Origin of the sequence: Paenibacillus wulumuqiensis (assembly GCF_000971965.1) — a bacterium.
Classification (GTDB): Bacteria; Bacillota; Bacilli; order Paenibacillales; family Paenibacillaceae; genus Saccharibacillus; species Saccharibacillus wulumuqiensis.
The window spans coordinates 163,135-175,881 of the sequence record NZ_LAQP01000016.1; the positions used below are offsets into that span (position 1 = coordinate 163,135).

The following is a 12,747-nucleotide window of genomic DNA, read 5'->3' on the forward strand; positions in this document are numbered from 1 at the left end:
TGCAAAAAAGCACTACAAGCTGAGAATTCAGCTCGTAGTGCTTTTACTTTGTAGAACATTAAACCAGATTAACCTTACACCATCACTTTGCAAATATCATTCGTAAACTCAACCGGGTCCTGAATCGGCAGGCCTTCGATCAGCAGCGCCTGATTGTACAGCAGATTGGTGTACAATCCCAGCTTCTCCTTGTCGCCTTCATACGCTTTTTTCAGGGACTGGAATACGTCGTGGTTGACGTTGATTTCGAGTACTTTTTCGGCTTTGACATCCTGTCCGTTTGGCATCATTTGCAGGATTTTCTCCATCTCGATCGACAGTTCGCCGTCTGTGGACAGGCAGACCGGATGGGATTTGAGGCGTTTGGATGCTTTAACGTTTTTCACTTTGCCGCCCAGCGTTTCTTTCATCGCTTCGAACAGCTCTTTGTTGTCATTCTCCTCTGCCTGTGCCGCTTCATCCTTCTCGTCCGGCTCGATACCGAGGTCGCCGCTGGATACGGATTTGAATTCTTTTTCCTTGTATGCAGCAATCACTTTGAGTGCGAATTCATCGATATCGTCGGTCAGGTACAGGATTTCGTAGCCTTTGTCGGAGACCATCTCGGTCTGCGGCAGCTTCTCGATGCGCTCAATGGAATCACCGGCTGCATAGTAGATATACTTCTGATCTTCCGGCATACGGGATACGTACTCATCCAGTGTAACCAGCTTCTTCTCTTTGGATGAATGGAACATCAGCAGATCCTGCAGATCGTCCTTATGCATGCCGTAGTTATTGTACACACCGAACTTGAGCTGACGGCCAAAAGAAGTATAGAACTTCTCATAGTTCTCGCGCTCGTCCCGGATCATGCTTTGCAGCTGTGATTTGATTTTGTTTTTGATGTTTTTGGCGATCAGCTTCAGCTGGCGGTCATGCTGGAGCAGTTCACGGGAGATGTTGAGCGACAGGTCTTCGGAATCAACCATCCCTTTGACAAAGCTGAAGTAATCCGGCAGCAGGTCGCCACATTTGTCCATGATCAGTACGCCGTTAGAGTACAGTTCCAGGCCTTTTTCGTACTCTTTGGTGTAATAATCGAACGGCGTATTTTCCGGGATAAACAGGATCGCGTTGTATACGACAGCACCGTCAGCACTGATATGCACATGCTTGAGCGGCTTGTCGAAGCCATAGCGTTTCTCCTGATAGAAGTTATTGTAGTCTTCGTCGGTCAGTTCGCTTTTGTTTTTGCGCCAGATCGGGATCATGCTGTTGATCGTCTGTTCTTCGGTATAATCCACGTATTCCGGTGCTTTGTCTTCCGCATCACCTTCCTGCTTCTCGGCCGGACGACTGCTGGTGATATCCATCTTGATCGGATAACGGATAAAGTCTGAATATTTCTTGATGATCGTGCGCAGACGGTATTCTTCCAGATACTCATCATACTGATCATCTTCGGTGTTTTCTTTCACTTTCAGAATAATATCGGTACCTACAGTATCCTTATCTGCCGGTTCGATCGTATAACCGTCCGCTCCATTGGAATACCAGCGGTATGCCTGGTCACTGCCCAGTGCGCGTGTAATGACGGTCACTTCATCCGCTACCATAAAGGCTGCATAGAAGCCGACCCCGAATTGCCCGATAATATTGTGACCATCCTGAGCTTCATTTTCCTTTTTAAAAGCAAGCGATCCGCTCTTGGCGATGACACCCAGATTGTTCTCCAGCTCTTCTTCGGTCATCCCGATCCCGGTATCGGTAATTGTGAGGGTTCTGGCGGCTTTATCCGGTGTAATCTTAATAAAGTAGTCCTCTTTGTTGAATGTGAGCTGGTCGTCGGTCAGTGCCTTGTAGTAGATCTTGTCGATGGCATCACTTGCGTTGGAGATCAGCTCCCGCAGGAAAATCTCCCGGTGTGTGTAGATCGAGTTAATCATCATCTCCAGCAGACGCTTGGATTCTGCCTGAAATTGCTTTTTCGTCATAACGATTATTGCTCCCTTCATGAGTATATGTAAGTGCTTATGCACTTGCTTCCAATCCGTTAATTTAGCACTCGTAAGAACAGAGTGCTAAACCCTATCTTTTATATATCACACCCTTATTTTGGATGTCAACGTTAAGTGAGCCGTGCGGATTATTTCATTAATTAACTGAACTATTATATAATGATAACGAACAACACGAAGGAGGACTCGATTGATGTCGAACGATTACAGCTTTTTGCTGAAGCCTCTGCCCGGCTTTGAACGGGCGAATCTGATCGGCAACATGGCGACGATTGCCTCTTATTTTAACCGCGGCTATTTGCAGGCTTTTGCCCATGCCTGGACCTTCCCTGAGTATCAGGCTCATGTACCGCTGGAATATCAGGCACTCGGACAGGAAGCACGAGCGTATCACACTACATATGAGCAGATTCTTAATGCCAGCCAGCTGCAGCAGCGGATTCACCGAAACCAGTCTACCCAGCAGGCACTGGAGATCATTCAGCAGGAAAGCCGGCAGCAGCGTCCTGTACTCGTCAAGGGCGATACCTTTTACTGCTCCTGGCTCAAACAGAATTATCAGCAGCTACATAATGCCCATTTCTATATTGTGACCCACCATGAGGAATTATCCCATCAGCTGCGCTGCACTGATGTAGCCTATCTGACACAAAATCATGCGCAGCCATTTGCGGAATTTGAAGCCGGATTTACCGGCGATCTGATTACCTTTACACCATTAGCGGAAAGCACTCTGTCAGCTGCCATTGATCCGTACACTTTGCTGATCCAGTGCGCCCGGCGTAATCTGGGGCATGAAGATGGCAGCATCCCGGTCTTTGATTCGATGGATGTGCTGGCGGAGCGGCTGGTCGAACTGGATCAGCTGGAACAGCAGCATGCTGCCACTGCCGTCTCGGAGGCCGAAGAACATCTGCAGCTGGAGATGCTGCTGGTGATGCAGGCGCGGATTCAGTTCCTGCTGCTGCTCGAACATCTCGCAGATCCGTCGAAGGAACCACTGAAGCTCATTTTGAATGGTTTTCAGCAAAGTGTGCGCAGCTGGAGCGCTATCCGGGAATCGTACCGGAAGATCGCGCCGTCCACCGATGAGCGGATCACCCGGCTGCAGCAGATCGCCGACCAGATCCGTGTCGTCGCCATGCTGGAGCGTAATATCGCCCAGACCATTTTGCATGATCAGCAGATACGCCGTATTCATGAACAGTATGAACAGCGCTGGGAACAGATCCAACAGTTGAACGGCTAGACGGCCTGCTATAAGACCCAACAGACGACAATATCATGACAAAGTCAAAAGACGACAGGATGATAGCTGTCGTCTTTTTGCGGTTACATATGATCCAGCACATCGGTCAAATGATTGACCAGAGCTGCGGTATATTGTCCATCCGGATCCAGCGAAGGATCAAGAATGCTTACTTCCATCCCGACAGCGAGCCGGTGGGAGACGAGCGAAATGAGTATTTCCGCAAGTTCGTCATAACTCAGTCCATCCGGCTGCCGGCTGTCGACCGCTGGCATCAGCGTATCATTCAGCACATCCACATCCAGATGGATCAGGAAACCATCCAGTTCCTGTTCATTCATCATCGCCAAAAAGGACTCGATCATCGGCTGAATGCCTTCGCTGCGCACGCGTGCCAGATCGTAATAATGCACGTCCGATTTCAGGACTGGCTTCACATAAGCCTGATCATATTCCCGGTTGCCGACACAGAAGATATGCTGCGGCTCCACATAGGGCTTGCACTGTTCCAGATTGGTCAGCCGCTCATCGCCTACTCCGGCAGCAATCGCCAGATCCATCCCGGCAATGCCTCCGGTCTGCGAGAGATCAGGTGTTATATAATCCGTATGTCCATCCAGGAAGAACAGACCGTATTTGTCTCGCTGCTTCAGGGCCAGTGTACTGCCGATCAGTATGCTGCAGTCACCGCCGAGGATCAGCTTGAAGCTGTCCCGCTCCAGCTGGCGGCTCATCAGCTGCGCCTGACGAATCGCATAATCCGAAGCAGCCTCCACATTCAGTATGCCTGAAGGCTCATCCTGCTCCATCCCATAAGCCGGCGGTTCCAGGCGAAATACATGCTCGGCCTGCAGCCGTTCATGAAGTCCATGCTGATGCAGCCATTCCGGCATCCGGTTGACGCCCGGTTCGTGATCCGGGTCCAGCTGTCGCAGTCCCAGATTGGTGGGAAATTCAAAAATATCAATTGCTCGCATTCTCATTAGGGTATTCCTCTCTCTATGGGACGAATCTCTTCCGTAACTTGTACCGTAACCTGTAACGTTCAGTCCGTTCGGAATCCTCGCCTGTATATGTAATCAGTCCGGGTAAATGTGTGTGGCATCATGCGGTAATCCTGCTACATGACGCAGATAGGCAGTTACATTTCCTTCTTCTTCCCTATTATATTCCAGTCCCAGACAGGAAGCCACCTGCCGGGCCGTTCGACTGAACAGATCGGTCATTGCAAATACCGCCTGCCAGACAGACTCCTCCTCCGCACAGGAGTAGGTAGCCAGCAGTGCCTGCCAATCCTCTGCCGATACATACTTATCCAGATATTTGCCGCTTTTGCCGATACTGATCTGCCATCCATACCGATCTCCTGCCTGCCAGGACAGCATCCGGATCAGCATTGGACGTACGTACCTATCCAGATGATCGAGCGCGTACAGCATCTCGCGCCGCCACAGCCCTTTGGCAATATAGGTGGATACCCACCAGAATTCATTGCAGCACTCCGCAAATTGGGCCGCTGTCGGCTGGGCTACCCGGTAGTCCTCATCTGTCGGTTCCGGCAGAGCCGGTATGATTCCATCCTTGTCCAGCAGCAAGACCGTGAGCTTGTCCTCCTGCAGATAGGCTTCACGCTGCTGAATCGGCAGTAGCCGCAGATCGATCCGGTTGCCATCGGCGAACAGCATCAGGTAGGCAAAGCTGCCGCTGGGATGAGGCGGCTCTGATGTAGAGTTATCCGGCATCTGCATGATCAGCCGCTCGCCAAAATAATCCACCCAGCCATGATCCGAGGTAAAGGAATCCACATCCGTGACCAGATACACCACATCATAATCCTGAAAAGGGTCTTCCGGTGCATTCTCATTCACCCGGGAACCGTTCATGGCGACAGCCCGGATACGCTCATCATCACGGGCATAGTTCAGGATCAGATCCATCATTTGCTGGTTATTGCGCATCGTTATCAGGTTCCTTTCTTTGCGTCTGTCAGAATGATGTACAAATGGACATTGTTAAATTATACCTAACATGGACGTAGATGGGTAGCGGTTGTGGAAGAATTAATATCTTTTCAACAAAGAGTTAATATCCCTCTTAATAATGAAAAAAGTTCCCCGGCCCGAACGCTGTTCAAAGCGTCAGGACCGGGGAATCGATAGGGAAGAACTGTCTTTTACATTCATATTGGAGGTTAACGCATTAGCACGGCTTACTGATCTTCCTTGGTCACCAGCTTCAGCGGAGCAGGGATCGACTTCTCGACCGTTTTGCCCTGCAGCACATCGCGCGCGGCATCTACAGCCATTTGTCCGATCAGTTCGGGCTGCTGGGCTACGGTAGCGGTCAGTTTGCCTTCCTTGATCGAATTCAGCGCGTCTTCGTTGCCGTCGAATCCGATCACGGGAATGTCCTTGCCGGAGCTCTGGATCGCTTCGATCGCACCGAGTGCCATCTCGTCATTATGAGCGAATACGGCCTGTACATCCGGATTGCCCTGCAGCAGATTCTCCATTACAGTCAGACCTTTGGTACGGTCAAAGTCTGCCGCCTGGCTGGCGACGACATCCAGTTCTTTATCGGCTACATCGTGGAATCCTTTACCGCGTTCACGGGTAGCGGATGCGCCCGGTACACCCTGCAGCTCGATGACTTTGGCGTCTTTGCCGAGTTCCTTGACGATGTATTCGGCTGCCATTTTGCCGCCTTTGGCATTATCCGAAGCGACCAATGCTTTGACATCGCCCTTATCTGCGGAGCGGTCCAGCGTAACGACCGGAATATCCAGTCCGTTCGCTGATTGCACAGCTGCCGAGATGGCGGCGGAATCGGTCGGGTTGATCAGCAGCGCATCCACACCCTGCTGCATCAGATCATCGACATCATTGCTTTGCTTGGCCGAATCATTCTGTGCATCGACGACGATCACTTCGATATTCAGCTTTTTCGCTTCCTTCATGACACCGTCTTTGAGCGATACGAAAAATGGATTGTTCAGTGTGGAGATAGACAGTCCGATTTTGATTTCACCGGGTTTGGCCGACTTTTCCGATTTGGCCCATTCCGGCGGCTGCAGGGAGCAGCCGGAGAGCAGCACAACGATCATGACAGCGGCCAGTAAAGGTACGATTTTTTTCATGCCTGATTCCTCTTTTCCTTTTTAAAATCTATCGGTTATGCCGACTTTTTGCGATCGATCAATACAGCGATGACGATAACGATCCCTTTGACGACCATCTGGTAGAACGAAGATACACCGAGCAGATTCAGACCGTTGTTCAGTGTACCGATGATGAGCGCACCGATCAGCGTACCGACAATGCGTCCGCGTCCACCGGACAGACTCGTGCCACCGAGCACTACCGCTGCAATCGCATCCAGCTCGTATGATGTACCTGCTGTCGGCTGTGCCGAATTAAGACGGGAAGTCAGGATTGCCCCGGCGAGTGCGGATAATGCACCAGCCAGCGAATAAATCATGATTTTGACACGCGGTACTTTGATACCGGATACAATCGCCGCTTTCTCGTTACCGCCGATTGCGTACGTTTTACGGCCAAAAGGCGTTTTGTGCAGGATCACCCACAGGATGATAAAAGCAATCGCCATCGTAATCGCCGGCACCGGAATGCCGAGGAAATAACCGCGTCCAAACAGCTGGAATGCCATGCTGTCGCCGAGCCCCGTAATCGGATTACCGTTGGTGTAGACAAGCGTCAGTCCGCGGAAGATGGTCATCGTCGCCAGTGTGGCGATAAATGGTGCCATTTTGCCCTTGGTGATCATGAGTCCATTAACCATCCCCATCACGCCACCTGCGGCACAACCGATAATAATCGCCAGAATCGGGTCCACGCCTGCCAGCATCAGATTCGCTACAAACGCACTGGATAGCGCCAGAATCGAACCGACCGACAAGTCGATACCGCCGGTCAAAATAACAAAGGTCATACCAAATGCAATCAGCGCATTAATCGCAACCTGACGCAGCAGGTTCAAAATATTAAGCGGTTCCAAGAAGCCGGGGTTCAATACCGATACAATAATGACCAGAATAATGAATCCCAGCAATGGGCCGAGCTTCTGTGTAACATTGGATAATTTGAAGTTTTTCTCCGATTTTTCTTTGGTTATCGTTGACATATCACTGTCCTCCTGTAGCTAGCGTCATAATAGTTTCCTGGGTAGCGTCCTGGCTGGACAGTTCCCCGCTGATTCGCCCTTCATGAACGACTACGATCCGGTCACTCATCCCCAGCACCTCCGGCAGTTCGGAAGACACCATGATGATGGCGACCCCGCGATCGGTCAGTTCATTCATCAACTGATAGATTTCACGCTTGGCGCCCACGTCGACTCCGCGGGTCGGTTCGTCCAGAATGAGCAGACTCGGTCCGATGCCGATCCATTTGGCGATAACGACTTTTTGCTGGTTACCGCCGGAGAGGCTGCGTGCAGGCGTCTCGGCCGACTGCGTTTTGACCTGCAGCCGCTTGATCAGCGTGTCGACGAATTCAGCTTCTTTTTTGCCGGAAATGAATCCTTTGGACGAGAAGCTGAACAGGTTGGGCAGCGCCATATTTTCACGAATGGAGAAGTCCAGTACGAGCCCTTCATCCTTGCGGTCTTCGGTAATAAAGCCGATTCCGTGCTTGACCGCATCATCCGGTCTGCGAATAGTCACTTTTTTGCCGCGTATCCATATTTCTCCGCTGTCCAGCGTATCAAGGCCGAACAGGGTGCGCATAATCTCGGTCCGTCCCGAACCCATCAGACCGGAGAAGCCGACGATCTCTCCCGCACGTACGGTAAAGCTCACATTACGAAACTGGCCTTTTTTGCTCGCTTCCTTCACTTCCAGGATCACTTCGCCGGGATGCGGGGATCGTACCGGATAACGTTCGGTCAGCTCGCGTCCGACCATCTTTTTCACGACTTCATCAAAGTTGGTATGCGGAATCTCCTTGGTATCTACCGTTTTGCCATCCCGCATAATCGTAATCCGGTCACAAATCGCGAAAATCTCCTCCATCCGGTGCGAGATATAGACGATCGAGACGCCTTCTTTTTTGAGGGAAGCAATCACTTCGAACAGCTTCTGAATCTCTCGTTCGGTGAGCGCTGCCGTCGGTTCATCCATTACGATTACTTTGGCATCGGTCATCAGCGCTTTGGCGATCTCGATCATCTGCTGCTGGCCGACGGAACAGTCTCCCGCTTCGCCCTGCAGAGGAAGATCGACCGCCAGTTTGCGGAACTGCTCTTTTGCTAGCGTTTTCATTTGTCTGGTGTTGAGCAAGCCCCATTTGGAAGTCATCTCTTTACCGATAAATAAATTCTCCAGCACCGTCATATCGCGCCAGATATTCAGCTCCTGGTGGATAAAAGCGATCCCTTTCTGCTCGGCCACTTTGGGATTATCAAAATATGTCTCCTCACCGTCGATCACGATCGTTCCCTGATCACGCTCATGCAGACCTATCAAAATGTTCATCAACGTTGATTTGCCCGCTCCATTTTCACCCATCAGTGCATGAACTTCGCCTGGACGGAGATCAAAATCAACCCCGCTCAAAACTTGGTTTGTACCGAAGGATTTGTAAATACCATTCATCTGAATCTGCATATACAATGCCTCCTTTGAATCTGCTGCTTTCTTATTTCTGTAACCGGTTACCTATTACTGTCACTTCTGCGCTTCAGCTCCAAAATATACACCCGCATGTAAAATGCAGTTGGCATACGGTCTGGACTCACCGGTGCGGATAATCACTTTGGCCTGCTGGCTGTGACGCTTGAATTGCTCATGGCTGCATGTCGACAATGGAATATTGCCAAATTCCCTTTGCATATAGGTAAAAGTCTCCCGGTTCTGCCCGATCATCTCCTCGGCGATTGTGATCTGCTCGATCTCCATGTCTGCGGCGATGGCCTGTACCACATCCCGGAAGCTTGGTACGCCATAGGTGAGTGCCAGGTCGATCTTTGGCACTCCCTCCGGGACCGGCAATCCGATATCGGCAATCACGATATAATCGGTATGTCCGAGATCTGCGAGTACTTTGGCAATATGACTGTTCAGAATTCCACTTTTCTTCATTACAGTTGTTCCTCCACTTCCTGGCGTGTTGGCATTCCGCCCTGGGCACCGAATTTAGTGACAGAGAGAGACGCTGCACGATTACCAAAACGCAGAGCATCCTGCAGCGACTGGCCTTCTGCAAGCGCCACGCCAAAAGCCGCGTTAAATGTATCGCCTGCTCCGGTGGTATCTACCGCTTCCACTTTGTAAGTCGGTACGACCACTTCCTGCTCACCATCATAATAACGAACTCCGTTGCTGCCCTCGGTCACAAACAGACGGTTCGGCTGCTGACGAAGTGCTTCCTGCAGAGTCAATCCTTCAAAAAGAACCGCAGCTTCGTGTTCATTTGGCGTGATATAAGAGACATTGTTAATCACCGCTTCACTCACATGACGTGCAGGAGCCGGATTCAATAGCAGCGGTACATTGGCCTTTGCACAAATCTCGCTTACATAAGCGACCGTCTCTTCCGGGATCTCCTGCTGAATCATGACCATATCTGAGCTCTGAATGACTTTCACAGCCTTGGCTACATAATCCGGTGTGACATGATCATTGGCAGCCTTGACCACGATGATGCTATTGTCCCCTTCAGCCAGAATAATATGGGCAGTACCGCTCTCCATATCTGTAACCGGTTCCATATAATCAGTATTCACATGATTGTCTTTAAAGTTTTGCAAAATGGCTTCGCCCAGGTGATCATCGCCTACCCGGCCGATCATTGTTACTTCCGCGCCCAGACGTGCCGCTGCAACAGCCTGGTTGGCTCCTTTGCCGCCCGGGACCGTTTTGAAGCTTTCGCCCAGTACCGTCTCGCCTGCACCCGGCCGCCGGGAAGATGTAACGACCAGATCCATCGAGCAGCTGCCGATCACGCAGATTTTGGCTTTGGCAGAAGAGGATGATGATGTATGTTGAGATTGGGACATGATAAGATTCCACCTTTCGTTATGACTATAGTAGATTGGGATACGGTTTGTTGAATCTAAAGGAAAAGCTATTTACAATCAGCAAGCTTCTGTAGCAGACATGGATAGCGCCATGTTTCACTACTTTATATTAAGATGGCTCTCTCTCCGATAGAGGACGGGTCGTCTCCCGTTCGATAAACTGCACCGGCATTTGGATCGTACGCTTCTCTACGGCAGTGCCCTCGATCAGCTGAATCAACAGATCGGCGGCCGCGCGGCCCATATCATAGGCAGGTTGCCGGATCGTCGACAGTGCCGGCGATAACAGATTGCTGAGCGGCGTATCATCAAATCCGATAATCTGCACGTCGAACGGAATCTTTTTGCCGAGACGATGAGCTTCCTGAATGATGGCTGCGGCCGTAATATCATTACTGGCGATCACTCCATCAGTATCCGGATGCTGCTTGAACAGCTCTCTCGCCCACCGATCGGCTTCGGTAAAGGAAAAGGATGAAGTCTGCGTGACCTGATAGTTCATACCCATATCCTGCAGCACTTCAATCGCACCCTGAAAGCGGTCCTGCGCCGGACGAATATGAGCCGGCCCCTGCATCACCGTAATCCGCTGGCTCCCGCGCTGAACCATCTGCTGCGCCGCCAGCCGCCCGCCTTCCCGGCCGTCCGCATAGACCGCCGGGCGATCACTCGATATGCGATCCAGAAACACAACCGGAATTTTCAGCGAACGGTACGAAGCCGAACCCGGATCATTGGTAGACGAGATCAAACCGACTACGTTATTTTGCACAAAAGTCTGTATGTAATCCTGCTCTTTGATCTGACTCTCATCACTATTGCCAAAGATCAAGCGGAATCCGCTCTCCTGCATCCGATCCTCCACTCCACGCGCCAGCTGTGGAAAATAAGGGTTCGTAATATCAGGCAGCAGCAGACCGATCAATCTGGATTTGCGTTTGTATAGGGAACGCGCCACTTCATTGGGCGTATAGTTCAATTCCTGGATAGCGTTTTCAACTTTGCGCCGGGTGTCTTCATGAACATAGCCGGTCTCGTTGATGACACGGGAGACAGTGGCTACCGATACACCTGCATGGCTTGCTACGTCTTTTATGGTTGTCATTTGCTGCTCACCTCGAATCTGTAACCGGTTACATATATAAAGTATCATAAGGTTTTGGTTTTGGCAAATGGTATTTTTTCATATGAGTATGGAGAGGTTGTGCAGGGTGTACTCAGTTTGAGCTGGTTTTGCTTTAACTGCTTCAGTGCGCTTTGCATCATCGATTGGATCTTATTTGATGCTTTCTATTACATTGCATTGTCCGTAATCATTATTACCTGCAGCTAATATTGTGCCATCTGACTTAAGCCCGAGGGTATGGGCGCATCCTGCTGCAATAGCTTTAATATCATGCCAACCATTTACATTGCATTGGTTATGCTTATTCGAGCCTACTGCCACTACTGTACCGTCTGCGTTAAGACCTACGGTATGATAACTGCCTGCTGCAACTGCTGTTACATCAGACCAGTCGCTGACATTACATTGGTCATATTTATTCCAGCCTGCAGCTGTAACAGTGCCATTTAATTTGAGTCCAATGGTGTGAAGATACCCTGCCGAGACAGCCATCATGTCACACCAGTCCATTATACTGCATTGACGATACTGGTTGTTACCGACAGCCGCAACTGTTCCATCTGATTTGAGACCTATGGTATGCCAGTCACCCGCCGTGACCGCCACCATATCATACCAATCACTTACGTCGCATTCGCCTTCGTTATTTCGACCTACAGCAACTACTGAACCATCCGCTTGGACTCCAATGGTACGACACCAACCTGCTGCCACTGCTGCTATGTCGCGCCAGTGACCAGTATTGCATTGACCATGTCTATTCCAGCCTGTCGCTACCACTATACCGTCTGTTGTAAGACCGACGGTATGAGCATTCCCTGTGTTCGCCGCCATATGTACATTACCGGCAGCCACCGAGACGATATCGTACCAATCACTTACATTACATTGACCGTATTTATTATCCCCCACTGCCCTTACCATTCCGTCCATTTTAAGACCTACACTATGACGTGGCCCTGCGGCTATCGTATCGTTACGTAACTGTTTCATCTGCAACACCGCTTCCTGTCAGTAACTTCTTGATTATATATTTTCTTATTCGACGTAGTATTGCAGACTCCTCGCTATGCAGTTACTATCACTACTGTCCCATTCATTAGGAGTTTTATCAGCGCCTTTGTATCTGTAGGAGAATCAGCCCTGCAGATTCAAATTGAGTTAATTTTGCTTCAGCGGCTTCAATCGGTGTTCGGGCTCCTCTCCTATTGCCCGTAGGATAGAGAATAAAATGGAATTATGGACTCTTTTTTCTTAAAAGATGACATACAGTTGTCAGTGAAAGCCGGCTACAATACAAGTAATTATAAATAATCAGTTTTACATTTAGGAGGATG

The 12,747-nt window shown here is 50.2% G+C and carries 11 protein-coding genes; 1 reads left to right on the forward strand and 10 read right to left on the reverse strand.

All coding sequences use genetic code 11. The features are described 5' to 3' along the window. Positions 1–74: 74 nt before the first annotated feature. Positions 75–1,976 (reverse strand): molecular chaperone HtpG, encoded by a 1,902-nt coding sequence (gene htpG, locus WH45_RS19100; protein WP_046216011.1) that lies wholly within the window; start codon positions 1,974–1,976, stop codon positions 75–77. A gap of 217 nt (positions 1,977–2,193) precedes the next feature. On the opposite strand from htpG, the gene WH45_RS19105 reads away from it, so the two are divergent. After that, entirely contained in the window at positions 2,194–3,249 is a 1,056-nt protein-coding gene (locus tag WH45_RS19105) for a hypothetical protein (protein ID WP_046216012.1), read from the forward strand. A gap of 83 nt (positions 3,250–3,332) precedes the next feature. On the opposite strand, the gene WH45_RS19110 is transcribed toward WH45_RS19105, so the two are convergent. The 9 genes from WH45_RS19110 to WH45_RS19150 form a co-directional block, all read right to left on the reverse strand. Beyond that, the gene (locus WH45_RS19110; RefSeq protein WP_200897754.1) at positions 3,333–4,232 is read right to left on the reverse strand and encodes an arginase family protein; all 900 of its coding nucleotides are present in this window, start codon (positions 4,230–4,232) and stop codon (positions 3,333–3,335) included. 96 nt (positions 4,233–4,328) lie between these two features. After that, positions 4,329–5,207, reverse strand: coding sequence for an aminoglycoside 6-adenylyltransferase (locus tag WH45_RS19115; protein WP_046216014.1), 879 nt, complete (start codon positions 5,205–5,207; stop codon positions 4,329–4,331). Positions 5,208–5,458: 251 nt separating this feature from the next. Next, the gene (gene rbsB / locus WH45_RS19120) at positions 5,459–6,385 is read right to left on the reverse strand and encodes a ribose ABC transporter substrate-binding protein RbsB (RefSeq protein ID WP_046216015.1); all 927 of its coding nucleotides are present in this window, start codon (positions 6,383–6,385) and stop codon (positions 5,459–5,461) included. A 35-nt stretch (positions 6,386–6,420) separates the two neighbouring features. Continuing rightward, entirely contained in the window at positions 6,421–7,389 is a 969-nt protein-coding gene (gene rbsC / locus WH45_RS19125; protein ID WP_046216016.1) for a ribose ABC transporter permease RbsC, read from the reverse strand. 1 nt (position 7,390) lies between these two features. Then, on the reverse strand, positions 7,391–8,872 hold the full coding sequence (locus WH45_RS19130; protein ID WP_046216017.1) for a sugar ABC transporter ATP-binding protein: 1,482 nt from the start codon (positions 8,870–8,872) through the stop codon (positions 7,391–7,393). Between the two features lie 60 nt (positions 8,873–8,932). After that, a complete protein-coding gene (gene rbsD / locus WH45_RS19135; RefSeq protein WP_046216018.1) occupies positions 8,933–9,346 on the reverse strand; it encodes a D-ribose pyranase in 414 nt (137 codons plus the stop codon). After that, on the reverse strand, positions 9,346–10,263 hold the full coding sequence (gene rbsK, locus WH45_RS19140) for a ribokinase (RefSeq protein ID WP_046216019.1): 918 nt from the start codon (positions 10,261–10,263) through the stop codon (positions 9,346–9,348). The genes rbsD and rbsK overlap by 1 nt, the downstream gene beginning before the upstream one ends. Positions 10,264–10,393: 130 nt before the next feature. Next, the gene (locus WH45_RS19145; protein WP_046216020.1) at positions 10,394–11,389 is read right to left on the reverse strand and encodes a LacI family DNA-binding transcriptional regulator; all 996 of its coding nucleotides are present in this window, start codon (positions 11,387–11,389) and stop codon (positions 10,394–10,396) included. A 171-nt stretch (positions 11,390–11,560) separates the two neighbouring features. Then, complete coding sequence (locus WH45_RS19150; RefSeq protein ID WP_046216021.1) at positions 11,561–12,403, reverse strand: RCC1 domain-containing protein; 843 nt, start codon at positions 12,401–12,403, stop codon at positions 11,561–11,563. Positions 12,404–12,747: the final 344 nt, after the last annotated feature.

Bases quoted from the DNA above. Each gene is read 5' to 3' on its own strand.
- rbsC (WP_046216016.1), bottom strand. From the start codon at position 7,389: ATGTCAACGATAACCAAAGAAAAATCGGAGAAAAACTTCAAATTATCC.
- rbsK (WP_046216019.1), bottom strand. From the start codon at position 10,263: ATGTCCCAATCTCAACATACATCATCATCCTCTTCTGCCAAAGCCAAA.
- htpG (WP_046216011.1), bottom strand. From the start codon at position 1,976: ATGACGAAAAAGCAATTTCAGGCAGAATCCAAGCGTCTGCTGGAGATG.
- WH45_RS19105 (WP_046216012.1), top strand. From the start codon at position 2,194: ATGTCGAACGATTACAGCTTTTTGCTGAAGCCTCTGCCCGGCTTTGAA.
- WH45_RS19145 (WP_046216020.1), bottom strand. From the start codon at position 11,389: ATGACAACCATAAAAGACGTAGCAAGCCATGCAGGTGTATCGGTAGCC.
- WH45_RS19150 (WP_046216021.1), bottom strand. From the start codon at position 12,403: ATGAAACAGTTACGTAACGATACGATAGCCGCAGGGCCACGTCATAGT.
- WH45_RS19115 (WP_046216014.1), bottom strand. From the start codon at position 5,207: ATGCGCAATAACCAGCAAATGATGGATCTGATCCTGAACTATGCCCGT.
- WH45_RS19130 (WP_046216017.1), bottom strand. From the start codon at position 8,872: ATGCAGATTCAGATGAATGGTATTTACAAATCCTTCGGTACAAACCAA.
- WH45_RS19110 (WP_200897754.1), bottom strand. From the start codon at position 4,232: ATGAGAATGCGAGCAATTGATATTTTTGAATTTCCCACCAATCTGGGA.
- rbsD (WP_046216018.1), bottom strand. From the start codon at position 9,346: ATGAAGAAAAGTGGAATTCTGAACAGTCATATTGCCAAAGTACTCGCA.
- rbsB (WP_046216015.1), bottom strand. From the start codon at position 6,385: ATGAAAAAAATCGTACCTTTACTGGCCGCTGTCATGATCGTTGTGCTG.